The organism is Micropruina sp., assembly GCF_047602385.1.
Lineage (GTDB): Bacteria > Actinomycetota > Actinomycetes > Propionibacteriales > Propionibacteriaceae > Micropruina.
Window position 1 is genome coordinate 115,914 of the sequence record NZ_JASGHL010000003.1, and the last position, 23,787, is coordinate 139,700.

Annotated in this window: 25 protein-coding genes; 3 read left to right on the forward strand and 22 right to left on the reverse strand. The window is 69.9% G+C overall.

The annotated features are described in order from the left end of the window. Window positions 1-42: 42 nt before the first annotated feature. The 3 genes from QM711_RS09980 to ffh all read right to left on the reverse strand — a co-directional run bounded on the left by QM711_RS09980 (window position 43) and on the right by ffh (window position 4,481). A complete protein-coding gene (locus tag QM711_RS09980) occupies window positions 43-1,140 on the reverse strand; it encodes a DNA glycosylase AlkZ-like family protein (protein ID WP_415098847.1) in 1,098 nt (365 codons plus the stop codon). A 124-nt stretch (window positions 1,141-1,264) separates the two neighbouring features. Beyond that, the gene (locus QM711_RS09985) at window positions 1,265-2,431 is read right to left on the reverse strand and encodes an amidohydrolase family protein (protein WP_415098849.1); all 1,167 of its coding nucleotides are present in this window, start codon (window positions 2,429-2,431) and stop codon (window positions 1,265-1,267) included. A gap of 457 nt (window positions 2,432-2,888) precedes the next feature. Continuing rightward, complete coding sequence (gene ffh / locus QM711_RS09990) at window positions 2,889-4,481, reverse strand: signal recognition particle protein (protein ID WP_415098851.1); 1,593 nt, start codon at window positions 4,479-4,481, stop codon at window positions 2,889-2,891. A 133-nt stretch (window positions 4,482-4,614) separates the two neighbouring features. Between ffh and QM711_RS09995 the strand changes: the two genes are divergently transcribed. Then, window positions 4,615-5,244, forward strand: coding sequence for a hypothetical protein (locus QM711_RS09995; RefSeq protein ID WP_415098853.1), 630 nt, complete (start codon window positions 4,615-4,617; stop codon window positions 5,242-5,244). Between the two features lie 19 nt (window positions 5,245-5,263). On the opposite strand, the gene QM711_RS10000 is transcribed toward QM711_RS09995, so the two are convergent. From QM711_RS10000 to QM711_RS10045, 10 genes are all read right to left on the reverse strand, one after another. Further along, window positions 5,264-5,806, reverse strand: coding sequence for a dihydrofolate reductase family protein (locus QM711_RS10000; RefSeq protein WP_415098855.1), 543 nt, complete (start codon window positions 5,804-5,806; stop codon window positions 5,264-5,266). Between the two features lie 79 nt (window positions 5,807-5,885). Continuing rightward, a complete protein-coding gene (gene ftsY / locus QM711_RS10005; protein ID WP_415098857.1) occupies window positions 5,886-7,007 on the reverse strand; it encodes a signal recognition particle-docking protein FtsY in 1,122 nt (373 codons plus the stop codon). 58 nt (window positions 7,008-7,065) lie between these two features. Further along, window positions 7,066-7,569, reverse strand: coding sequence for an SRPBCC domain-containing protein (locus tag QM711_RS10010; protein WP_415098859.1), 504 nt, complete (start codon window positions 7,567-7,569; stop codon window positions 7,066-7,068). Between the two features lie 22 nt (window positions 7,570-7,591). Beyond that, window positions 7,592-7,876, reverse strand: coding sequence for a hypothetical protein (locus QM711_RS10015; RefSeq protein WP_415098861.1), 285 nt, complete (start codon window positions 7,874-7,876; stop codon window positions 7,592-7,594). Window positions 7,877-7,975: 99 nt separating this feature from the next. Beyond that, a complete protein-coding gene (gene smc / locus QM711_RS10020; protein WP_415098863.1) occupies window positions 7,976-11,533 on the reverse strand; it encodes a chromosome segregation protein SMC in 3,558 nt (1,185 codons plus the stop codon). Between the two features lie 3 nt (window positions 11,534-11,536). Next, window positions 11,537-12,103: a GtrA family protein gene (locus QM711_RS10025; RefSeq protein WP_415098865.1), complete on the reverse strand. Its 567-nt coding sequence runs from the start codon at window positions 12,101-12,103 to the stop codon at window positions 11,537-11,539. 124 nt (window positions 12,104-12,227) lie between these two features. Continuing rightward, a complete protein-coding gene (locus tag QM711_RS10030; RefSeq protein ID WP_415098867.1) occupies window positions 12,228-12,614 on the reverse strand; it encodes a PIN domain-containing protein in 387 nt (128 codons plus the stop codon). Between the two features lie 41 nt (window positions 12,615-12,655). Continuing rightward, complete coding sequence (locus QM711_RS10035) at window positions 12,656-12,895, reverse strand: AbrB/MazE/SpoVT family DNA-binding domain-containing protein (protein ID WP_415098869.1); 240 nt, start codon at window positions 12,893-12,895, stop codon at window positions 12,656-12,658. Between the two features lie 39 nt (window positions 12,896-12,934). Then, window positions 12,935-13,864 (reverse strand): bifunctional DNA-formamidopyrimidine glycosylase/DNA-(apurinic or apyrimidinic site) lyase, encoded by a 930-nt coding sequence (mutM, locus tag QM711_RS10040; protein WP_415098871.1) that lies wholly within the window; start codon window positions 13,862-13,864, stop codon window positions 12,935-12,937. A gap of 27 nt (window positions 13,865-13,891) precedes the next feature. Next, window positions 13,892-15,172, reverse strand: coding sequence for an MFS transporter (locus QM711_RS10045; protein WP_415098873.1), 1,281 nt, complete (start codon window positions 15,170-15,172; stop codon window positions 13,892-13,894). Between the two features lie 68 nt (window positions 15,173-15,240). Here QM711_RS10045 and QM711_RS10050 point away from each other — a divergent pair, with 68 nt between their 5' ends. Then, entirely contained in the window at window positions 15,241-15,843 is a 603-nt protein-coding gene (locus tag QM711_RS10050) for a TetR/AcrR family transcriptional regulator (protein WP_415098875.1), read from the forward strand. 108 nt (window positions 15,844-15,951) lie between these two features. On the opposite strand, the gene QM711_RS10055 is transcribed toward QM711_RS10050, so the two are convergent. The 7 genes from QM711_RS10055 to rsmD form a co-directional block, all read right to left on the reverse strand. Beyond that, entirely contained in the window at window positions 15,952-16,614 is a 663-nt protein-coding gene (locus QM711_RS10055) for an NADPH-dependent F420 reductase (protein ID WP_415098877.1), read from the reverse strand. Between the two features lie 348 nt (window positions 16,615-16,962). Next, window positions 16,963-17,640 carry a ribonuclease III gene (gene rnc, locus QM711_RS10060; RefSeq protein WP_415098879.1) on the reverse strand — a complete coding sequence of 226 codons (678 nt, stop codon included), beginning with the start codon at window positions 17,638-17,640 and terminating at the stop codon, window positions 16,963-16,965. Between the two features lie 11 nt (window positions 17,641-17,651). Next, window positions 17,652-17,843, reverse strand: a complete 192-nt coding sequence (gene rpmF / locus QM711_RS10065; RefSeq protein ID WP_298130948.1) for a 50S ribosomal protein L32 — start codon at window positions 17,841-17,843, stop codon at window positions 17,652-17,654. Between the two features lie 3 nt (window positions 17,844-17,846). Then, window positions 17,847-18,431, reverse strand: coding sequence for a YceD family protein (locus tag QM711_RS10070; RefSeq protein ID WP_415098881.1), 585 nt, complete (start codon window positions 18,429-18,431; stop codon window positions 17,847-17,849). A gap of 74 nt (window positions 18,432-18,505) precedes the next feature. Further along, the gene (locus tag QM711_RS10075) at window positions 18,506-18,976 is read right to left on the reverse strand and encodes a hypothetical protein (RefSeq protein WP_415098883.1); all 471 of its coding nucleotides are present in this window, start codon (window positions 18,974-18,976) and stop codon (window positions 18,506-18,508) included. Beyond that, window positions 18,969-19,448 carry a pantetheine-phosphate adenylyltransferase gene (gene coaD / locus QM711_RS10080; protein ID WP_415098885.1) on the reverse strand — a complete coding sequence of 160 codons (480 nt, stop codon included), beginning with the start codon at window positions 19,446-19,448 and terminating at the stop codon, window positions 18,969-18,971. Before coaD ends, QM711_RS10075 begins: the two co-directional genes overlap by 8 nt. Further along, window positions 19,445-20,023, reverse strand: a complete 579-nt coding sequence (gene rsmD / locus QM711_RS10085; protein WP_415098887.1) for a 16S rRNA (guanine(966)-N(2))-methyltransferase RsmD — start codon at window positions 20,021-20,023, stop codon at window positions 19,445-19,447. Before rsmD ends, coaD begins: the two co-directional genes overlap by 4 nt. A 69-nt stretch (window positions 20,024-20,092) precedes the next feature. Here rsmD and QM711_RS10090 point away from each other — a divergent pair, with 69 nt between their 5' ends. After that, on the forward strand, window positions 20,093-20,506 hold the full coding sequence (locus tag QM711_RS10090; RefSeq protein WP_415098889.1) for a pyridoxamine 5'-phosphate oxidase family protein: 414 nt from the start codon (window positions 20,093-20,095) through the stop codon (window positions 20,504-20,506). Window positions 20,507-20,577: 71 nt separating this feature from the next. Here QM711_RS10090 and QM711_RS10095 read toward each other — a convergent pair whose 3' ends face one another. Next, window positions 20,578-21,501 (reverse strand): RNase H family protein, encoded by a 924-nt coding sequence (locus tag QM711_RS10095; RefSeq protein ID WP_415098891.1) that lies wholly within the window; start codon window positions 21,499-21,501, stop codon window positions 20,578-20,580. Window positions 21,502-21,529: 28 nt separating this feature from the next. Then, on the reverse strand, window positions 21,530-23,731 hold the full coding sequence (locus QM711_RS10100) for an ATP-dependent DNA helicase RecG (RefSeq protein ID WP_415098893.1): 2,202 nt from the start codon (window positions 23,729-23,731) through the stop codon (window positions 21,530-21,532). Window positions 23,732-23,787: the final 56 nt, after the last annotated feature.

Consider the following 23,787-nt stretch of genomic DNA (forward strand, 5'->3'; position numbering starts at 1 on the left):
GGCGACGGTCGTCGATGTCAGCAGGCCGGGCCGCGGCCCTGCTTACCCCTCGGCCTCGACGACCTCCAAGCCGAGCCAGTCGGCCAGCGCGACGATCTCGGCGCGAACAGCGGCAGCTGTGTCCGCCGTCCAGTCGCCGTCGGCATGGACGCGAAACACCCGGAGCACGCCGGCCTTTCGGTCGGCCTTGGCGTCCAGCTTTCCGATCAGGGCGTCGCCGTGCAGGATCGGCAACGCGAAGTAGCCCCAGCGGCGGTTGGCGGCCGGCTTGTACATCTCCAGCACGTGCTCGAACCCGAACAGGGCCTCCGCCCGGGCCCGGTCGAAGACCAGCCGGTCGAACGGCGACAGCAGGGCGGTGCGGCCGACGAACGGACGCGTCAGGTCGTCCAGACCGACCGGATCGACCCGCCAACTGCCGGGGACTCCGTCGACCACCGCCGGCTCACCCGCCGCGCCGACGTCCATCCGCTCGAGCGGCACCTCGGTCTGCTTCGCCCGGGCGATACCGAGGGACTGCAGCCGGCGTTGGTCGCGCAGGTCATCGACCTCGGCGTCCGCCACCTCAGCGACGTGCGGGTACCAGCGCTCGGCGAGATCCCACCAGCGCTCGCGGCCGGCGCGTCCGGCGATGGCGACCTCGCCCAGGCGGACCAGCAGTTCGAGCATCTGGGTCACGTTGCGGTTGTTGGTCCAGCCGGTGGAACCCCAGGGCCGTTGGGCGGTGTCGGGGATCTCACTGGTGCGCAGTGGACCTGCCTCGCGCAGCCGGACGAGGACGTCGCGGCGGAAGCCGTCGTTGGCGACCATCCAGTCCCTCGTCTGCTGATATTTCAGCGGGCGCCGCATGATCGCCCAGTACAGCGGCAGGTCGGCGATCGCCCGGTACATGCCGTCGTACTCGAACACCGATCTGTCGGTCTCGACTGCCACCTGCAACTGCGAGTGCTCGTAGCCACCACCCAGCCTGGCCCAAAGAATATGGTCCTCGCTAGGGGCGATGGCATTCGTCGGGTCGATGTTGACCACGGTGAGCTCATCGACCACCTCGGCGACCAGCGCCGGCCGCTCGGCGTCCAGCAGTTGCGCGCGGATCGCGATCCGGCGGGCGTCCCGCCGGCTCAACCGGTGCGGTTCCATCCCCGGACCCTAACGGTCGCAGCGGAGAACCCACCATCGGATGAAATACCGATTTCCGCGCTCGATCTCGATCGTGGCCCGACTCAAACGCTTGAGTTCGCATCGAGCGCGGAAATCGGTACCTCTACGGGTGAGGAATCGATTGTCGCGCGGCCGAGCCGCCCACGACTCGTCCGTTGAGGATGATCAGCACCGGTTCGCGCACCACCGAGATGCGTTGGCGCGGGTCTTCGGCGAACACCAGCAGGTCGGCCGGCGCGCCCGACTCGATGCCGGGATGACCCAGCCAGACGCGGGAGTTCCATGACGAGGCACCGAGTGCGAACTCGTTGCCGCCGACCCGCGCCAGCAATTCGATCTCCGAGGCGATCAGGCCGTGGCCGTGGACGCCGCCCGCGTCGGTGCCGGCGTAGACCCCGATCCCCGCGTCGACGGCCGCGCCGATGGTGTCGAAGCGGCGGGCGTGCAGGTCGCGCATGTGAGCCGAGTAGCGCGGGAATTTGGCCTCGCCGGCGGCGGCGAAGGTGGGGAAGTTCTCCAGGTTGATCATGGTGGGAACCAGCGAGACGCCCAGCTCGGCCATCGCGGCGATCGTTTCGGGCTCCATCCCGGTGCCGTGCTCGATGCAGTCGATGCCCGCCTCGACGAGTTCCCGCACGGACTGCTCCTCGAAGCAGTGTGCCGTTACCTGGGCGCCGTGCTCATGCGCGGCCGCAATCGCCTCGCGGGCGGCGCTCGCCGGCCACAACGGTTTCAGGTCGCCGGCGGCACGGTCGATCCAGTCCCCCACCAGCTTGACCCAGCCGTCCCCGCGCTCGGCCTGGGTGATCACTTCGCCGACCAGGCGGTCGGGTTCGATCTCCTCGGCGAAGTTGCGCAGGTATCGCTTGGGCCGCGCGATGTGCCGTCCGGCCCGGATGATCGTCGGCAGATCGTGGCGGCTCTGCAGGAACCGGGTGTCCAGCGGCGAGCCGGCATCGCGGATCAGCAACGTGCCGGCGGCCCGGTCGGTGAGGGCGTGCTCCAGGGCACGCTGCGGGGACACCGCACCGTGGGCCTCGAGCCCGACGTGGCAGTGGGCGTCCACAAAGCCGGGCATGATCCAGCCCTCGGTTGCGACGGTGACCGCATCGGGCACCGGTTCGTCGCCGATCACGCCATCGTGCAACCAAAGATCGCGCTCGACTCCGTCAGGCAGCACCACGCCGCGCAGGTGGACCGGGCCTGGGGCGTCCGTGGGTCCCTGGTGGCTGATCAGGGCGGCAGCCCGTTCGTCACGGCTTTGGGTCATGGTTCGATCCTGTCACTCCGGCCGTGACGCCGGTCGCTGTTTGGTGATTGGGGCCACGGACGTCGATCGAGAGCGCGAGGATGCTCGTCCGTCGGAACGCCGGCCGTGGCTACCGCGAATCGCCCTGCGCTCCAGACCGGTCGGGATGTCGAGATCGCTTCCCGATCCAGGGAAACCCGCCCGCTTTCGGGTCACGACACGAAATCGGCGAGATTTCCCACCATCGGACGGCGATGTCGAGATCGCCACAGCGGCGAGGTCGAGCACGGGCGGCTCGGCCTGCGTGTGCAAAGCAGATCGATCATGGCATCCAAACCGAGGTCGAGTGACCGAGAGAACCGTCCCCGCGTACCGGTACGGCAGATCGATCACGGCATCCAAACCGAGGTCGAGTGACCAAAAGAACCGTCCCCGGCGTACCGGTACGCCGAAGGACGGTTCTTTCGGTCCACTCAGGTCAGCGGGGGCCCTGGTTCTTCTGGTTGAACATCTTCTGCAGGTCGGGCGGCAGCTGGAAGTCCCCCAGCGCTTTCGCCAGTTCGGCGTCCGAGGGCTTGCCGCTGCCACCGAGGCCGAAGGCGTCCGCGGGGTTCCACTCGGGCTGCTGTTGGGCTGCGGGCAAAGCCGCCGGCCCGGCGGCGCGCTTGGCGGGGTTGCCGGAGACGCCCTTGCCGCGCTTGGGCTTGGCGACCGCGCGCTGCGGCTGCCGGCGTCCGCCACCGGGCAGGCCGGGCATGCCACCCATCTGGCCACCCAGTTGCTGCATCATCTTGCGGGCGTCGAAGAACCGGTTGACCAGGCCGTTCACGTCGGTGACGGTGGTCCCGGAGCCCTTCGCGATCCGGGTCCGGCGCGAGCCGTCCAGGATCTTCGGGTTGGCCCGCTCGGCCGGGGTCATCGACTTGATGATCGCCTCGAGCCGGTCGATCTCACGCTCGTCGATGTTGTTGATCTGGTCCTTCATCTGGCCCATCCCGGGCATCATGCCCAGGATCTTGCTCAGCGGTCCCATCCGGCGCACGGCCTGCATCTGCTGCAGGAAGTCGTCCAGGCCGAACTCGCCCTTCCCGCCCAGCAGCTTCTCGGCGGCCTTCGCGGTCTGCTCGGCGTCGAAGGTCTTCTCGGCCTGTTCGATCAGGGTGAGCACGTCGCCCATACCGAGGATGCGGGACGCCATCCGGTCGGGGTGGAAGGCGTCGAAGTCCTTCAAGCCCTCGCCGTTGGAGGCGAACATGATCGGCTTCCCGATCACCTTGGCGATCGACAACGCGGCACCACCACGGGCGTCGCCGTCCAGCTTGGTCAGCACGACGCCGTCGAAGCCGACACCCTCGGCGAAGGCGTTGGCGGTGTTCACCGCGTCCTGGCCGATCATCGCGTCGACCACGAACAGCACTTCGGTCGGGTTGACCGCGCTGCGAATGTCGGACGCCTGCCGCATCAGTTCGGCGTCGATGCCCAACCGGCCGGCGGTGTCGACGATCACCACGTCGTAGAGCTTGCTCATCGCGTGCAGGATCGACGTCCGCGCCACCTGCACCGGGTCGCCGACCCCGTTGCCCGGCTCGGGGGCGTAGACGTGCACCCCGGCCCGCTCGCCCACCACCTGCAGCTGGTTGACCGCGTTCGGGCGCTGCAGGTCGGCGGCCACCAGCAGCGGCGAATGGCCCTGCCCCTTCAGCCACAGGCCCAGCTTGCCGGCCAGGGTGGTCTTACCCGAACCCTGCAGACCGGCCAGCATGATCACCGTCGGCGGACGCTTGGCGAACTGCAGCGGCCGAGACTCGCCACCCAGGATCGCGACAAGCTCCTCGTTGACCAGCTTGATGATCTGCTGGCTCGGGTTGAGCGCCTTGTGGATCTCGGCACCGAGGGCTCGTGACTTCAGGTTGGCGATGAACTCCTTGACGACGCCCAGGTTGACGTCGGCCTCGAGCAGCGCGAGCCGGATTTCGCGCGCGGTGGCGTCGATGTCGGCCTCGGACAGCCGGCTCTTGCCGCGCAGATTCTTGAAGACCTCGGAGAGCCGGTCTTGCAGGGTGTCGAACAACGGGTTTCCTCACGCAGTCGGATTACCGGGTCACTCTACCGGCTGGGCCGAGCTGGGCGTCCGGCCCACCCACCGGGGAGGGGGCGCCAGGGCCGTCGAATCCCTAGACTGGCCGGACCGAAGGAGGTCGTCGATGTCCCAACCGATCCATCCCGACAACTCCCGCCCCTGGGATTCTCAGCCGGCGAGCGCACAGAGTTCGGACGAGCCCGGCGCGTCCTACGGTTACGGCCAGGCTGCGGGCGGGCCGTCCGGCTACTCCTACCCGGCCTATGGCGATCCGCGTCAGCAACCGGGCCCGCCGACCGGCTACCCGCAGAGCGGCGGATTCCCCCCGCCCGGGCAGCCTGCGGAACCCTTTGGCCAGGCGGCTCCGGAGTACGGCCAGAATCCTCCCCCCTTCGGCCAGCCCGCGCAGCACGGCCAGGCTCCGCCTCCCTACGGCCAGGCGCCGCAGCAGTACGGGCAGCCTCCGCAGCAATACGGCCAGGCGCCGCAGCAATACGGGCAGCCGGCCTACGGCCAGGGCGGTTGGGCCCCCCAGCAACCAGCGAAGCGCCCGGTCTGGAAGACCGTCGTGGGCTGGATCTTCGCCAGCCTGGCGATCCTGTTCACCTTGAGCGCGGTCAGCCAGCTGGCCACCGGACGGATGCGGCTCGGCGGGGGCACCGCCGCCTACAACGTCGGCTACCTGCTCGGCATCGTGCTGATGATCGGGGTGCCGGCGCTGGTGGCCTGGCTGCTGCTGCGCCGCAAGAAGTGAGGCGCCAGGAACTCCCTGGTCAGCGGCGCGGCAGGTAGCTCAGGTAGCTGACGGCGCCGAACCGGCGCTGATCGGCGAGCTCCAGCCGGCACGCGTAGCCGTCCGGGAAGAAGCGCCGGCCCCTGCCCTGCAGGTAGGGATAGACGAACATCCGGTACTCATCAGCCAGATCCTCGACGATCAGCAGATGGGCCAGCGTGATGCTGCCGGTGAGCACCATGTCGTTGCCGGGGGCCTGCTTGAGTCGGCGGACCTCCTCGATCGGATCACCGGCCAGCAGGGTGGTGTTCTGCCACCCCGGCTCGGTGAGCGTCGTGGTGATCACATACTTGCGCACCCGGTTCAGCTGATCGGCGACGCCGGTGGTGTCGTCGGTCTGCTGCGGCCAGTAGCCGCGGAAGTCCTCGAACGTCTGCCGTCCGAGCAGGACGGCGTCGCAGGATTCATCCTGCCGGCGGGTCTCCGCGGCCAGTTCCGGGTCCTGGTCACCGGGATCGAACCAGTCGTCCAGCATCTCGACGGCTCCGTCGGCGGTCACGTTCTGGGTGATGACGAGTCGCATCGGGTCTCCTCTCCCTGACCATCACCACCCTGCCGCGGGACGCCGGCGGGCCGCTACGCCCGCAACGGCGTTGCGCGACTCACTCGCTGAGCAGCGCGTCCACGAAGCCCTCCGCCTCGAACGGGACCAGGTCGTCCACGCCCTCGCCGAGCCCGATCAGCTTCACCGGGACGCCGAGTTCGCGCTGCACCTGAACGACGATGCCGCCCTTGGCGGAGCCGTCCAGTTTGCTCAGCACGATGCCGGTGATCTGCACCACCTCGGCGAACACCCGGGCCTGAATCAACCCGTTCTGTCCGGTGGTGGCATCCAGCAGCAGAAGCACCTCGGTGACCGGGGCCAGCTTCTCGATCACCCGCTTGATCTTGCCGAGCTCATCCATCAGGCCGGTCTTGGTGTGCAGGCGTCCGGCGGTGTCGACGATCACCACGTCGGCTCCGTCGTCGATGCCGCGCTGGACGGCCTGGTAGGCGACGGCGGCCGGGTCACCGCCCTCGGGCCCGCGGACTGTGGGCACGCCGACCCGGTCGCCCCAGGTCTGCAGCTGCTCGGCGGCAGCGGCGCGGAAGGTGTCCGCGGCACCCAGTACCACCGACTTCTCTTCGGCGACCAGCACCCGGGAGAGCTTTCCGATCGTCGTGGTCTTGCCGGTGCCGTTGACGCCGACCACCAGGATGACGGCCGGTTTGCCGTCGGCACCCTGCACGTTGAGCGAGCGGTCCAGGTCGGGGCCGACCAGGCTGAGCAGTTCGCGGCGCAGCACGGCCTTCGCCCGCGCCGGGTCGCTGACGCCGTCCACCACCAGTTCGCGACGCAGCGCCTCGGTCAGCTCCTGGGTGGGCCCGACGCCGAGATCGGAGGTGATCAGGGTGGCCTCGAAGTCGTCCCACACCTCGGCGTCCAGCCGGTCCGAGGACAGGATCGACAACAACCCCCGGGCCAGCGGGTTGTTGCTGCCGGCCAGTCGGCGGCGCAGCCGCGCCATCCGGGTGGTCGGGGCCTCCGGCCGCTCGAGCGTAGGTGTCGCTACCGCCGCGCCAGCCGGTTCGTCGACGGTCGGGGCAGGCTCGTCGGGGGCACTGGGCAGCACCGGACGCCGCGGACCGCGCGGCAGCGCCTGTCTGCGGACGAGGAAGATGGTGCCGGCGATGACGCCCGCGAAGGCGATCAGGCCGACGATGAGCCAGATGATCAGATCCACCGGGTCATGCTACGGGGGACCGGTGACAGCCTGGTGGCCGTTCTCGCATCCGCTGCCCTCAGCCGGCCGCCTCGACGCGCCGTCGGTACTCCGGAAGCAGTTCGGCCCATCGTTCGTCCCAATCGGGGACGGCGGCGCCATCGAGTTCCGCGGCCAGCGCCTCGGCATAGGCGTGCCAGCCCGCACCGTAACCGGCGGCCATCGCCTCGGGCAGCCCGTCATGCCGCAACCGCAGCTCGCAGCCGGACGCCGTGCCGGCCAACGCGGCGGTCACGGTGGACGTCCCGGCACCGTGGATCTCCCAGCTGACGCTCAGATGCAGTGGCGGGCGGCATTCGGCGACGGTGCCGTGCACCTGTTGTGCCGGATCGTCGGCGTCGAAGTCGATGCGGTACCGCCCGCCCGGCCGCAGGTCGCCGCGCACCGGAGCCAGCCAACGGACGAGCCGCTCGGGGTTGACCAGGGCGTCCCAGACGTCGCCGGCCGCGGCCGGGAAGCTACGACGCAGTTCCACGTCAAGCTGCGACCCGTTGCGCAGCAGGTCTGCGTATTCGTCGGACATGGTCACGCAGCGGTCGCCGTGGTCACTTCGCCGAGGTTGCGGACTTCGCCGAGGTTGCGGATTTGGCCGACGCCGCGGTCTTCGCGGAGGCGGCCGAGCCGCGACGGGACGGGATCTCTTCGAAGAACTCGACCAGGCCCTGCGGGGGCTCCGCGTCGCCGTTCAGGTGCCGGGCGGTCTCGGCCATCGCGTTGGCCAGTTCAGGCGCCCGCTCGCGGCCGGCGCCCTGCATGCCCATCGCCACGATCGCAACGACGGCGATCGCGATGGCGAGAATCACCACCATCACCAACAATGCGACAGCCACGTCTGAGAACCTTCCGGAGGATGGGTCCAGTATGCAACATCGCAGCGGGCCGTCCCGCATCGGGCGCTCGCGGATGGAATCGCCGGAGACTTCGACGCTTCAGTCGCGCAGTCGCTGGCTGATCACCGCGGAGACGCCGTCGGCGCGCATGGTGACTCCATAGAGGGCATCGGCGATCTCCATCGTCCGCTTCTGGTGGGTGATCACCAGCAGCTGGGAATTTTCCCGAAGTTCCTCGTAGATCTCCAGCAGCCGGCCGAGGTTGACGTCGTCCAGGGCGGCTTCGACCTCGTCCAGGATGTAGAACGGGCTGGGCCGGGCCTTGAACAGGGCGACCAGGAAGGCCACCGCGACCAGAGAGCGTTCGCCACCGGAGAGCAGCGACAGCCGCTTCACCTTCTTGCCGGCCGGACGCGCCTCGACGTCGACCCCGGTGGTCAGCCACTCCCCCGGCTCGGTCAGCACCAGTCGTCCCTCACCGCCGGGGAAGAGCCGGGAGAAGGAGTGCTCGAAGGCCTTTTCGACGTCGGCGTAGGCCGCAGCGAACACTTCCTGCACCCGGGCGTCCACCTGGTCGATGATCTCGGCCAGGTCGGCGCGGGTCTTGCGCAGGTCGTCCAGTTGTTCGGCGAGGAAGGCGTGCCGCTCCTGCATGGCGTCGAACTCCTCCAGCGCCAGCGGATTCACCTTGCCCAGGACGCCGAGGTTGCGTTCCGCAGTCCGCAGCCGCTTCTCCTGTTCGGCGCGGACGAACGGCACCGGCGGAGGCACCTCGTCGTCAGGCCCCAACGCGGAACCGTCGTCCCTGGTCAGCACGGGGATCAGCTGATCCGGACCGTACTCGGCGACCAGCACGTCGGCGTCCAGGCCCAGCTCGGCCAGCGCGCGCTCACCCAGCGCCTCCACCCGCAGCCGCTGTTCGGCCCGGGCCAACTCGTCGCGGTGCACGTGGGCGACCAGGTCCTCGAACTCCTTGGCCAGCTCGCGGCCGCGGCGTCTGGTCTCGGTCAAAGTGGCCTCGGCGGCCTGCCGCTCGGCTTCGGCGGCGGCACGCTCGGTGGCGGCCAGCTGCTGGGACGCCTCGATCCGGCCGAGCAGCCAGGTCGCGGCCTCGCTGACGGCGCGGGCGTCGGCGGCTTCGCGGCGCAGTTGCTCGCGCCGGGCCGCCGCCCGGGCCCGGGCCTGGCGTTCAGCGGTCGCGGCGCGGATCAGCGAGTCGGCGCGTCCGGCCAGTGCCCGGGCGCGTTCCTCGATGGTGCGCAGCGCCAGCCGGGCCTCCATCTCGGCCCCGCGAGCGGCCCGCTCGGCGGCGCTCAGCCGGTCGCGTTCGGACGGGTCCGCTTCGGTCACTTCGGTCTGCGCCGAGGCCAGTTCGAGGCGCTGCTCCAAGCCGGCCAACACCGTCCGGTTCTGCTCGCGGGTGGCCTGAGCGGCGGTGATGGACGCCTCCAGCCGGGCCGCCTCGCCCTGCGCCGCCCGGGTGGTCTGGCTGAGCGTCGCCAGTTCCTCGGCGAGCGCGGCGTGCTCGGCGTCCGACTCGTTCAGCCTGGCCAGCGCCGCTTCGGCCCGCCCGCGAGCCGCCGACAGCTCGCCGTCGGCCTGGGCGAGCGCGAACCGGGCACGCTCCAGCTCGGCCTGCACGGACGCCAGCCGGGCCTCGGCTTCGTCCACCGCGGCCTGCACTTCGATCAGGGACGGCCTGGCTGAGGATCCGCCGGCGGCGAACCACTGGCTGAGCACGTCGCCGTCGCGGGTGACCGCGGTGACGTCGGCCAGGTCGGCGACCAACGCCCGGGCGGAATCCAGGTCGTCGACCAGGGCCACCTTGTGCAGCATCCGGACCAGAGCCGGCCGCACCGGCTCGGCGCAGCTGACCGCGTCGATCGCCCAGAGTCCGCCGGCCGGAAGCTCCGGCCAGGTGTCCGCGGCGGGGTGGACGGAGCCGCCCAGCAGCAGCCCGGCGCGTCCCAGGTCCTCGGTCTTGAGATGGCCGAACGCACCCACCGCGGCGTCCAGGTCGGCCACGGCCACGGCGTCCGCCGCCGATCCGAGGGCCGCCGAGACGGCGGTCTCATACCCGGAGCGGACGCCGATCAGGGTGGCCACCGAGCCGAGCAGCCCGCCGACGGCGTCCCCGGCGGCCAGCAGCGCGGCGGATGCGTCCTTGCGCTCCAGTCCGAGCGCCAGCGCGTCCAGCCGGGCGGCCAGGGTGGCCCGCTCGGTCTGCGCCTTCGCCTCGGCCTGCCTGGCCGCGGCCAACCCGGCTTCGATCCGCTCGACCTCGGCGGCGGCGGACTCGTAGGCGGCGTCCAGCCCCGACTCGCCGTCGCTGACCCCGGCGATCCGGGTCTCCAGCGCGGCAAAGGACCGGGTGGCGGTCGCGGCCCTAGCCAGGGCGTCGTCGCGGGCGGCAGCGAGGCGTTCGATCTCGGCGCCGGCCGCCTCGGTGCGGCTGCGCAACGTGTTCACTTCGCCGGTCAGCCGGGCCAGTCCTTCGCGCCGGTCGGCGATCGCCCGCAGTTGCGCGGCGTAGCTGCGTTCGGCCCGCTCGTGGGCTTCCTCGGTCTGCTTGAGCAAGGCGGTGGCGTCGGTCAGCGCCTGCGCGGACTGGGCCACTTCGACGTTCAGCGCCTCCTCGGCCTTGCGGATCTCGGCGGCTTCGCGCTCGATCAGTTCCGGGTCGCGTCCCGGTCGTTCGCCGTCCCCGGACGCCTCCGCGTTGCGCACCCGCTCGCCGGCGATCGTCACCGTGGACGCCAGCCGCTCCCGCAGCCCGGCCAGCCCGTACCAGGTCTCCTGGGCGGCGTTGAGCCGCGGCAGGGCGTCCCGGGCGGTGGTCTCGGCCTCCGCCTCGGCGGCGCGGGCGGCGTCCAGGGCCGCTTCCACCGAGGCGCGACGGGCTTTCAGGTCGGCTTCGACGGCCAGGTCGGATTCCAGCGCCAGGGTGGCCATGATGTAGTCGTCGGCGACCAGCCGAGCCTTGGCGTCGCGCAGTTCGGCCTGGATCACGGCCGCCTTGCGGGCCACCTCGGCCTGGCGTCCGAGCGGTTTGAGCTGGCGGCGGATCTCGGCGAGCAGGTCGTTCAGCCGGTTCAGGTTGGTGCCGGTCGCCTCCAGCTTGCGCAGCGCCTTCTCCTTGCGCTTGCGGTGCTTCAGGACGCCGGCCGCTTCTTCGATGAAGCCGCGGCGGATCTCGGGGGTGGCCTGCAGGATCGAGTCCAGCTGACCCTGGCCGACGATGACGTGCATCTCGCGTCCGATGCCGGAATCGGAGAGCAGTTCCTGGACGTCGAGCAGTCGGGCGTTGTTGCCGTTGATCTTGTAGTCGGAGCCGCCGGAGCGGAACATCGTCCGGCTGATCGTGACCTCGCTGTAGTCGATCGGCAGCGCGCCGTCGGTGTTGTCAATGGTCAGCGTCACCTCGGCGCGACCCAGCGGCGCGCGTCCGGACGTGCCGGCGAAGATGACGTCTTCCATCTTCCCGCCGCGCAGGGATTTGACGCCCTGCTCGCCCATCACCCAGCTCAGGGCGTCCACCACATTGGACTTGCCCGAACCGTTCGGCCCGACCACACAGGTGATGCCCGGCTCGAAGGCCAGGATCGTGGTGGACGCGAACGACTTGAAGCCGCGCAGGGTCAGTGACTTCAGATGCATGGGCTACGGGGTCGCGACCGGGGTTTCGGACGCGGCGTGCCGGCGCCGGACGTGACGGAACGTCCACAGCTTGTTGACCAGGAAGTTGATCGGCGTGGTGATCACGATGGTCAGCAGTTGCGCCCAGTATTCGCGCGAGCGGAGGCCGGCGTTCTCGTGGAACCAGGGCTCGGGCAGGTAGAACGGCGAGGTGGGGTTGGTGAAACCGATCTTGATGAAAATGCCGATCAGCGCCGCCGCGCTGCCCACCGCGAGGAAGGGCAGGAATTCCTTCATCCACGGCGCATGATTGCCGGCCTTGAAGGTCCAGTGCCGGTTGAGCTGGAAGTTGAACAGGTTCGCCACCAGGAAGGCGACGATCCAGACCAGGATCGTGAAGCGGAAGTTGAACGGGGTGCCGGGAATGCCGAACAGGATGTTCTGGGCGTTGATCGTGCCGCCGTTGAGCTTGTTCATGACGATGGCCACCAGCATGTTGACCACCACGCCGGCGCCGCCGACCAGCCCGAATTTCACGAACTGCCGGCCGACGTAGGCGTAGCGACGGACGAACGAACCGGCAGAACTCACGAGGGGCACCTTATCTCGCCCCACCGCATCGACGGCTGTGCGCCACGAGGACGCACGGCGCGGCGAGCCGTTGCCTCGGGATGGGTGGGCTCGTCCTCGTCTACTTGGCCGGCGAAGCGCTTCCCTACTCGGCGATCAGTTCCGCCTGCACTCCGAGCGCCTGGTAGGTGGGCAGCGCTCGGGCATCCCTCGTAGCCAGCACGACGTCGTGCGCGCGAGCCGCAAGCGCCACCAGGGCGTCGTAGGACGCACCGCCCGCAACCCCGCGAAGCGCCAGTTCTCGGTGCGCTTCTCGCGCGGCGGCGCCGCTCAGCACCAGCGGATCGCCGAAGGTCGCGTCCAGCAGCGTGACTGCATCCGCCGGCTGCAGCCGGGCGTCGCCGGGCAGCCTGGTCAACACCGAGTAGCTCTCGATCGCCGCGTGTCCGCTGAGGTGCAGGGTACGATCCGACGCCCACTCCGACACCTGCCGGTGGGCGTGATGCGAGAGCAGCAACAGGGGAATGGCCACGCTGGTGTCCACCGCCCTGCGGTCGGCAGGATCCGCCACGCTCACCGCCGGCCCGCGTCCAGCAGCGAGAAGATGGTGCTGTCGGTGACCACCGTCGTGCTCTGGGCCACGAGCCGTCCGTCGACATCGTGTACCAGCCGCGCCGTTCGGCCACCGGGGGTGATCTGCACGCCAGCGCCGTAGGCGGAGACGTCGACCTTGCTGCCGGGCGCAAGCCCGAGGGCGTCGCGCAACGCTTTCGGCAGCATGACGCGTCCCATTGCGTCGATCGTCGCTTCCATGGGAGGACGTTACCAGTGAGTTCCCAGCCGGCCGCGAGCTCAGATACGAGAGTTGCGCTGCCGCTGGCACCAGCGGCAGCGGAACGACGACCGGTTCATGAACGGCTCCCGGACGATCGGACGTCCGCAGCGCAGGCACGGCAGCCCCTCGCGTCCGTAGACCGCCAACGAGCGCTCGAAGTAGCCCGAGCTGCCGTTGACGTTCACGTACAGTGAGTCGAAGGACGTGCCGCCCTGGCCCAGGGATTCGGCCATCACGTCCCGGGCGTGGCCGATCAGCTCGCGAAGTTTCACCGGCGTCAGGCTCTCGGCGGGACGGTCGTAGTGCAGCCTGGCCCGCCACAGCGCCTCATCGGCGTAGATGTTGCCGATGCCCGAGACGACCGTCTGGTCGAGCAGCACCCGTTTGATACCGCTGCGCTTGGCGCGCATCCTGCGCACGGCGGCCGCCAGGTCGAACGCCGGGTCGAACGGGTCGCGTCCGATGTGGGCAAGTTCGGTGGGCAACTCGGCGCCGCCCGGACTGAGTGAGAGGCCGCCGAACATCCGCTGGTCGACGAACCTGAGCTGGCTGGCGCTGGCCGAACTGGTCGAAACCCCATCGAGCGGACCGGCTGCCGATGTGGTGTCGACGGGCTCAGCCGACGGAGCAGCGACCCGACTCAGGTCGAACAGCACCCGGGTGTTGGGCAGCAGCGGGGCGTCCGGCTCGTCGAACCGGAACTGACCGCTCATCCCCAGGTGGGCGAGCAGGGCGTCCCCATCGACGAACGGCAGCCACAGGTACTTGCCACGCCGCCGTGGCTCGGCGAAGGTCCGGCCGGCCAGGGTGGCGGCGAAGTCGTCCGGACCGCCGACGTGGCGCCGGACCGGGCGGGGGTGCAGCACGGTGACCGCATCGATTCGGCGTCCGGTGACGATCCCGGCCAGGCCGGCGCGGACGGTTTCGACTTCGGGCAGCTCGGGCACCCGGCGATTCTGCCACCCCGGCGCGGGCTACTCGGCTGCCGTCACCGCCTCCTCGGCCCGGTCGGACGCGGTGCGCTTCGACGGGCTGGCGAACGGGACGCGGCCGAGCATCACGACAGCGCCGATCATCATCGCCGCCCCGAGCCAGTACGGCGCCGAATGCGTCAGGCTGGCGTAGAGGACGCCGGCCAGCACCGGTGCGAGCACGTTGACGCCGGTGTTCAGCGACTGCATCACTCCGGCGATCCAGCCCTGCTCGTCGTCGCCGGCCTGGTTGGACAGCACGCCGTCCATCGCTGCGGTCGCGGGGCCCTGACCGGCGCCGAGCGCCAGTGTGCCGATGATCAGCAGCCACGGTTGGGCCAGCACCGAGGCGACGATGGCAAGGGCGAGCACGCCGACGGCCTGGGTCACCACGCCGGCCACGATGACTCCCCGTTCGCCGATCCGCGGCAGCAGCAGCTGCATCAGGCCGCCCTGGATCGCGATGTCGAGGATGCCGATCGCCGCGGTGAGCAGCCCGATCTGGGTCGCCGTCCACTGCAGCTCGTCGATCGCCAGCACGCTGAAGTTGTTGACGAACATCGAGAACGGCACGCCGATCAGGATCAGCGCGATCAACAGTCCGCGCAGGTTCGGCCGCGCGAAGGCGGTGCGGAACACCTGCACCGGGTGCAGCTGCTCGAGCTGCAGGGTGGGCGTCCGGTTCTCGGGCTTGAGGCTCTCGGGCAGGAAGAAGAAGCACAGGACGGCGACCAGCAGCGCGATGCCGGCGGTCACGAACACCGGCAGGTCGACGTCCACCGCGGCGAGCAGCCCGCCCAGCGCCGGACCGACCATGAATCCGATGCCGGACAGCGCGCCGAGCAGGCCGAACCGCTTGGCTCGTTGCTCGGCCGGGGTGATGTCGGCCGCGTAGGCGAACAGGGCCGGCATATCGCCGGCGGTGACGCCCTGGATGATCCGGCCGGCCAGCAGCACCCAGATCGAGCCGCCGATCCCGAAAGTGGCGAAGCCGATCGCCGCGCCGAAGGCGGCCACCACGATGACCGGGCGGCGTCCGAACCGGTCGGACAGCCCGCCGAACAGCGGCGCGACCAGGAAGGCACAGAGCGCGTTGACGGTTTCGAGGACGCCGACCCAGATCGCGAGCTGGGACTGCTCGGGCACGTAGCGGGCGACGACGAAGGGCAGAACGGGCAGCACGACGGTCATGCCGACGACGTTGAGCATGGTGATGGCGATCAGCATGGCCCAGGCCCGGCGCGGGCTGGTGTGCTGGCTCTGCTTGAGGTTCGATGAAGTCACACCAGAACTGTACTCATACCACTTTTATTGTCAACCCAACTTCTGATCGATACCGCTAAGCTGGTTGTATGGCAACGACGCACACCCCAGGCCGCCGTGAGCGGAAGAAGGCCGCGACCCGGAAGGCGATTTCGAACGCGGCGACCCTGCTGTTCTTCGAGCGGGGCTTCGACAACGTCAGCATCCGCGAGGTCGCCGAGGTCGCGGACGTGTCGCCGACCACGGTGTTCGCCCATTTCCCCTGCAAGGAAGCACTGGTCTTCGATGAGGACGACGAGCAGCGCGACCTGCTGGTCGCCACCGTCCGGGACCGCCCCGCCGGCACCTCGATCTCGGCGGCGCTGTACGGCTACTACCGCGCGGAGCTGCTGCCGCCCTTCGACCACGACGGCACCATGCGCCGCGAGTTCCTGGCGTTCATCGACCGGACGCCGGCGCTCAGCGACTATGCCGCCCGGATGTGGCTACGGCACGAGGACGCCCTGGCCACGGTGATCGCGGCGGAGTTCGGCCAGGCCGAACCGAGCGACGAGGTGCGGACCTACGCCCGGTTCGCGCTGCAGATCCAGCTGCTGGTGAGCGCCAGTGAGGCGCCGATCCCGATGCTGGAAGCCGGCTTCCGCATCCTCGATCAGGGCTGGGAGCGCTACGAGGCCGGGTTGGCGCGCTGACGACTGGCTGGCGCTTGCGGGTTGAGCTTGTCGAAACCCCTTGTCGATGCTCCGAGTCAGGGTCCGCAAGCTCGCACGCGCCGGCAAGCTCAACCGACGGGCGATGGGTCAGACCCGGTCCACGGCATTGATCGCCCAGTTGAACCGGGCGGCGTCGGCGCCGCGTCCGATGGTGACCCGCATCCACAGCGGCATCAGCAGTTCCTGCGCCGCCGCCGTCTCGATGGTGCCCAGGTCGATCAGCTGCGCCGGCCGCCACCCCATCGCCTGGAGCAACTCCCGCACCTGGTCCTTGGCGGCATCATCGTCGCCGCTGAGGAACGCCACATGGTCGCCGGGAACCGTGGACGGCCGCGCCATCACGCTGCACGCCATCGTGCACAGCGATTTGACGACGCGAGCGGAGGGAAACGCGCGCTGCAGCCGCTGCCCCACCGAATCCTCAGCACTGACCACCGGGGTCGGGAAGCCACCGGGGGCGGGCGCCAGCGCATTGGCCAGGTCGAGCACGGTCAGGCCGGTCAGCGCCGGTTCGCCGACAGCGGCGAGCGCGTCCACCGAATGCAGCCCGTTGGTGGCGTTGATCAGCAGATCGGCTCCGGCAGCGGCGTCCGCGAAGGATCCGACGTCCGCGCCCAGCTCGGCGGCGCCGCCCAGACTCGAGGAGTCGGCGCTGCGGGCGCCCACGGTGACCCTGAAACCCAGTTCCAGCAGGCGCTCGGCCAGCGTGCGGCCAACCTGCCCGGTGCCAAGAATCCCGATCGTTTCCATCACATCTCCGATCGCCGAATGCCGCAAGCGTACGCCGGTACCGACCCTCGGCGGGCCGCTCTAGGTGCCGCCGCTCTCGGTCAGATAAGCCGGTGGAACCTGGTCGACCAGCCACACACCATTGGCGGACCTGAAGAACTCATGTCCCAGACCGGTCCGCACCGTCACCACCTCCGCCCAGCCCCCGCACTCAAGTGCGCGCCGATGCTTCCGGGATCGTGGCGCAGCACATACGAGAGCCGCTTGGAGATTCGGGTCCGAGCCGACCGGGTGGGTCCGCCGGCGTCCGAGTCAGTGGCCGTCACGACGTCGTCCGCGTTCTCCGGGGCGCCACACGATCGGGAATCGTCACTCGCTCAGCGTGTCGAAGGCGGCATGCGCGGCGCCCTGCTCGGCTTGCTTCTTCGATCGACCCTCCGCGGGTGCGAAGGTGCGGGCGCCGACCACCGCCACTGCCACGAAGCGCTTGTCGTGGTCGGGTCCGGACTCGGTGACCGCATAGATCGGGGACCCGAGTTCCTGCAGGGCACAGAGTTCCTGAAGGCTGGTCTTCCAGTCCAGGCCGGCGCCCAACCCGTTGGCGGCCTCGACCAGCGGATCGAACAGGGTGTGCACAAAGGCGTCGGCGGCGTCGCGTCCGGCTGACAGGAACAGTGCGCCCAGGACGGCTTCGAAGGCGTCCGCGAGAATGGACGACTTGTCCGCGCCGCCGGTGGCGATCTCGCCCTTGCCGAGCCGGACCAACGATCCCAGTTCCAGCCCGCGGGCGACGTCGGCCAGGGCGAACGCGTTGACCACGGCGGCGCGCAGCTTCGCCAGCCGTCCCTCGGGCAGGTCGGGGAACCGCAGGTACAGGTGTTCGGTGATCACCACGCCCAGAACGGCGTCGCCGAGGAACTCGAGCCGCTCGTTGTGCGGAATGGCGCCGTTCTCGTAGGCGTAGCTGCGATGCACCAGGGCAAGCTCGAAGAGCTGGGGATCGATCGTGATCCCCAGCTCAGCGAGTTGGTCGTGGATGCGGCTCATGGCCGCCGGTGTCAGGGCTCGAGGATCTGACGGCGGGCGGCGCGAGGCCCGTACTGGCCACACTCCGGGCACGCGGTGTGCGGCAGGTGCTTGGCCCGGCAGGCGGCGTTGGCGCAGGTGACCAGGGTGGGCACGGACGCCTTCCACTGGGAACGGCGGTGCCGGGTGTTGCTCCGGGACATCTTCCGTTTGGGAACGGCCACGGCTCACTCCTTGTTTCTGGCCATTGCGGCCTCGTCTTCGTCGTCTGGTGCTGCCGTCCACCCCGACAGGCCGGCCCAGCGCGGGTCGATCCGGTCGCCATGCGTATGGCCGGGATCGGCGTTCAGGTCGGCCCCACAGTCGGGGCACAATCCTGCGCAGTCCGGCCGGCACAAAGGCGTGTACGGCAGGTCGAGCACCACCGTGTCCCGTAGCAGGGGCTCAAGGTCGAGCAGGTCGTCCTGAAGCCGGCTGGCCTCCTCGTCGTCGGGTTCCTTGTCGGGATAGAGGTACAGCTCCTGAAGATCGACTTCCTCCGATGAGGAGATCGGCTCCAGGCAGCGCGCACACTGCCCCGTCAACGTGACCTCGGCGGTTCCGGTGACCAGCACCCCCTCCACCACCGATTCGAGGCGAACCTCGATGTCGACGGGGGATCCGGGCGGCACTCCGATCACGTCCGTGCCCACACCGTCCGGCGCCTCGGCGATCCGCTGGATCTCCTTCATGGCGCCGGCTCGTCGGCCCAGCTCGTGGGCGTCGAAGACGAGCCCGGAGCGGGGATTCAGGTGGCGATGTGACATGGTCATGACCGAAGGGAGACTTTACCGGGCGCGCTACGTCTGCGCCAATCGGCCGCCTCTTCCCTCGCCCGCCTGCGCTGTCAGGCGTCGGCGTCCAGCCCGGAACGCGAGGCAAGCCGCGAGCGCATGGTCTGGATCTGGCTCAGGGTCTTCTGCAGGCCGGCCTCCAGCGCGGCGACCCGGCCGTCCACGTAGACGTCGGCTTCCCGACGCAGGGCGTCGGCCTCGGTCTCCGACCGTTGCTGCAACTCCTCGGCCGCCCGGTGCGCGGCCTGCAGCACCTCGCTGTCGCTGACCAGGCGTCCGGCCCGCTCCTCGGCGTCTCGGACGAGGTCGGCCGCCTGCTGCTGGGCTCGCTCGAGCACGGACGGGGTGGCCTCGGCCTGTGCCCGGGTGGACTCCAAATCGGCGCTGAGGGCCGCCCGCGCGGCGGTCACCAGCGCCACCGCTTCGGCCCGGTTGATCACGCAGGACGCCGACATCGGCACCGCTTTGGCCTGCTCGATCAGCCGCTGCAGGGCGTCCAGTCGATCGGCGGTGGACTCAGCCACGGGCGTTCCTCTTCTGCTCGATGCGCTCGGCGACCAGGGCCGGCACGAACGCGGAAACGTCGCCGCCCAGCGAGGCGACCTCGCGGACCATGGTGGACGACAGGGTTCCCCATTGCGCCGAGGCCGGCAGCAACACGGTTTCCAGGCCGGTGAGCGAATGGTTGATGTGCGCCATCTGCAACTCGAAGTCGAAGTCGGACGCGAACCGCAGCCCCTTGACCACGACCTCGGCGCCCTGCGCGCGGCAGAAGTCGACCAGTAGACCGGACAGCACCTCGACCCGGACGCCGGGCAGGTCCGCCACCGACGCACGGACCATGTCGACCCGCTGATCGGTGTCGAACAGGTAGTTCTTGGCGGAGTTGCGGCCGACGGCGACGATCACTTCGTCGAACAGGGCACCGGCGCGCCGGACGATGTCGAGGTGGCCGTGGGTGATCGGGTCGAACGATCCGGGACAGACGGCCCTCATGCGCTACCTTCCGTCGCGAGAAACAGCGTCGTCTCACCGTAGCGACGTTCCCAGCGATCGCCCAACAGCTCCGGCCAGGCGAACGGCTCGCCGCGCCGGGCCCGCTCGACCACCACGATCGCGCCGGGCGCCAGCCAGCCGTCGACCAGCCGGTTCAGCACCGTCTCGACCGTGCCGTTGGCCAGCCGGTAGGGCGGATCGAGCCAGCAGATGTCGAAGGCGGTCGGTTCCTGGGCCAGGTACTTCTCGACGCTGCTCGCCACCACCCGCGCGACCAGACCCGTCTCGCGGACGTTGCGGCGGATCACGTCGGCGGCTCGCCGGTCCTGCTCGACCGCCACCACCGAGGACGCCCCGCGGCTCGCCGCCTCCAGCGCCACCGCCCCGGAACCGGCGTAAAGGTCGAGGAAGGCACGGCCGGCCAGCATCTCGCTGGCGTCACCGGCGCGTCCGAGTTCGGAGGCCAGGACGCCGAAGGCGGCCTCGCGGACCCGGTCGGACGTGGGGCGGGTGCCGTCGCCGCCCGGGGTGTGCAGTCGATGACCCTTCCGGCTACCGGCGATGATCCGCGACATGGAGTTGACGCTAGCTCATGCGGGCGACGCATCCCGGGTCGACAATGAGACATGACCCAGCAAGCTCCGGTGACCAGGCTCACGGCCGACGAGTCCTGGCAGTTGCTGCGAAGTTCGCCGGTGGGACGCCTCGCCACCGTCGTGAACCGTCAGCCGGACATCTTTGTCGTCAACTTCCTCGTCGAGGACTCGACGGTGTTCTTCCGGACGGCAGAGGGCTCGAAGCTGCTGCAGGTCACGGTGAACGCACGGGTCGCTTTCCAGGCCGACGACTGGACCGCCGCGTCCGGTTGGAGTGTGGTGGCGAAGGGTGCCGCCGCGGAGATCGACGACGCGGACGAGCGCGACCGGATCGAGCGGCTGCTGCACCCGTGGGTGGCGACGGTGAAGACCCGGGTGATCCGGATCGACGTCGACGAGATCGAGGGACGCCGGTTCGTCTTCGGTGACGAGCCCGAGCCGGAAATCTCCACGGCCTCGTGAGGACTCAGTGAATAAGGATCCGGATCGAGCTGGTCTGTTCCGGCCCGATCCGGATTCTTGTTCCACGATGGTCAGGGCTCTGCGGTGCCCTGGTGGAATCGTTGCCGCCAGTCGGTGTCCTTGACCCACAGTGAACTGCGCAGCGCCGATCCCTGAGCGCCGATCGAGCGCCAGAGCAGCAGGATGGTCCGGGCGTCCACCTTGTCGGCCGAGATCACCTCGAGCCGGATGGGCTCCGGCAGCGGCTCGAGCTCGGCCAGCGCGTCGGCGCGGCTCCACAGCCGTCCCGACCGGCCGACCTCGCACCAGTCCGGATGCAGCAGTGCCGCCACCGCCGCGGAATCGGCCCGGACCTCGTCGGTCAGCAGTGCCCGTTCCAGTGCGATCACCCGGTCGAGGTCGGACGGCTCCGGCTCGGCGAGTGTGTCCGCCATCGCCGAGAAGAGATCCTCCGGCTCGTCGGTATCGGCCCGGCGGCTCCGCCTCGGCAGGTCCTCCGCGGGCGCACGACTCGCGGTGGGTGCGGCCGACGCAGCGCCGAGGCCCGGCCCTGCCTGCGGGGCGCATCCCTGGCTGAACGCGACCGCGGCGGCATTGGCCAGTCGGTCGGCCTCCTCGTTCAGCGGGTGCCCGGAGTGCCCCTTGACCCATTCGAACCTCACCCGGCGTCCGGCCAGTGCCGCGTCGAGCTCCTTCATGATCTCGACGTTGAGTACGGGTTTTCCGTCGCCCTTGCGCCAGCCTTTGCGTTTCCAGCCCGGCATCCACTTGGTCACCGAGTTGATCACATACATCGAGTCGCAGTAGATCAGCAGGTCGTCGTCGAAGCCGGCAGTCTGCCGCAGCAGGTCGAGCACAGCGGTCAGCTCCCCCATGTTGTTGGTGCCGTGCGGCCAGCCGCCGCTCGCCCAGCGATCGGCGTCGATGTACCAGGCCCAGCCGGCCGGTCCGGGATTACCGAGGGCAGAGCCGTCCGCTGCGGCGATCAGGGTCACCGGGTCATCGTGCCAGAGCCCGCCCGGTTCAGCTGAGTTCCAGGAAGTCGCCCGCCATCAGCTGCTCGGTTGCGGCGACCGCATCCGCGAAGCCCGGCGTGGCGCGTTCCGGGTCGCGGCGGACGGCCTCGGCGGCGATCTCCTTGGCCTGGGTGATCACCTCGGCGTGCTCCAGCACCCGCAGCAGCCGGAGGCTGGACCGCGTCCCGGACTGCTCGGCGCCCAGCACGTCACCCTCGCGGCGCTGCAGCAGGTCGAGCTCGGCGAGCTCGAAGCCGTCACTGGTGGCGGCCACCGCGTCCAGTCGTTGCCGGATGGTCTCTTCGGCCAGTGCGGACGAGATCAGCAGGCAGACCCCTGGGTGCTCGCCGCGGCCGATCCGGCCGCGCAGCTGGTGCAGCTGGGAGATGCCGAACCGTTCGGCGTCCCAGATCACCATCATGGTGGCGTTCGGGACGTCGACGCCGACCTCGATCACCGTGGTGGCGACCAGGACGTCGACCTCGCCGGCGGCGAAGGCGGCCATCGTGGATTCCTTGGCGTCGGAGGCCAGCTGTCCGTGCAGCACCCCGACCCGGACGCCGGCCAGCGGCCCGGTACTGAGCCGTTCAGCAAGCTCGGTGACCCCGACGCCCTCGTCGCTGGAGTTGATCCGGGGCACCACGACGAATGCCTGCCGGCCCTGCGCCACCTCTTCGGCGACCCGCTGCCAGGCCCGCTCGACCCACGCCGGACGCAGTGCGGCGTCCACCACGACGGTGCCGACCACCTGGCGGCCAGCAGGCAGTTCGGCGAGCGTGGAGATGTCCAGGTCGCCGAAGATCGTCATCGCCACCGAGCGCGGGATCGGCGTCGCGGTCAGCACCAGCACGTGCGGACGCGCGGACGCCTTGTCGGTCAGGGCGCCGCGCTGCTCGACCCCGAACCGGTGCTGCTCGTCGATCACGATGAATCCCAGGTCGGCGAACTGCACCTTGTCGTTGAGCAGCGCGTGGGTGCCGACCACGATCCCCGCTTCACCGGACGCCGCCCGCAGCAGCGCCGACCGCTTGGCGGCGGCCGGCATCGACCCGGTCAGCAGCACCACGTCGGTCGCCACGTCGGGGGAACCCAGCAGGCGTCCGCCGGCCAGGTCGCCCATCAGCGCCCGGATCGTCGCGTAGTGCTGCTGGGCCAGCACCTCGGTGGGTGCCAGCAGCGCGCACTGGCCGCCGGTGTCGACCACAGCGAGCATGGCGCGCAGGGCGACGACCGTCTTGCCCGAACCCACCTCGCCCTGCAACAGCCGCTGCATCGGACGGGCCCGGTCGAGTTCGGCGAACAGGGTCTCGCTGACCGCCTGCTGGCCCTCGGTCAGGGCGAACGGCAGCCGCGCGTCCAACGCGTCGAGCAGCCCGTCCGGGGCCGCCCGCCGCCGGGTCGCGGTGTGGGTGGCCACGTCCGCGCGCCGGTAGGCCATGGTCAGCTGGGTGGCGAACGCCTCGTCGAACAACAGTCGCTGGGCACCCGCCTCGGCCTCGGCGATCGTGTGCGGTTGATGGACGGCGGCGAACGCGTCGGCCTGACGCATCACGTCGGCCTCGTCGAGCACCCAGTCCGGCCACGGATCGTCGGCGCCGCTCAGCGTCGCCAAACCCAACCGGCAGCACTCGGCCACCTTCCAGGTCGGCAGCTTCGCCGTCGCCGGGTACATACCGACCAGCCCCGACCGGCTCATGGTGGCCAGCCGTTGCTTCTCCTCCGACGAGCCGACGATGGCGCCAGAGGCGTCCAGCATGACGAACTCGGGGTGGGTCAGCTGCAGCTGATCGCGGAACCGGCCCACCTTGCCGACGAAGATGCCACGGACGCCCTTGCCCAGTTCCCGCTCCCAGTACTCGACCAGGTGGTCGCGGCCGAAGAAGGTGACCGCGAGGTAACCGTGGCCGTCGGTGAGGGTCACCTCGAGCCGACTCGGCCGTCCGCCGCGCCGGGACTGAGCCGGGCCACCCGAACCCCGGATGACGTTGGTGCGACTGACCCGGGCCATCACCGCCACGTGCTCACCCTCGTCGAGGGTGGCCAAATCGGTCAGTTCGGTGCCGGAGAGGTAACGCCGGGGCAGGTGCCGCAGCAGGTCGCCGACGGTGTGCACGCGGAGCTTCTCGAACTCTTTCGCGGTGCGGGCGCCCAGCACGTCGGCCACCGGCGTATGCAGTTCGCGGTACGCCTGCGTCCGCCACATCACCATGAGCGGAAGCCTAACGGGAGGCTCCGACACGATCGGCGACGCACCACTAGTCTCCT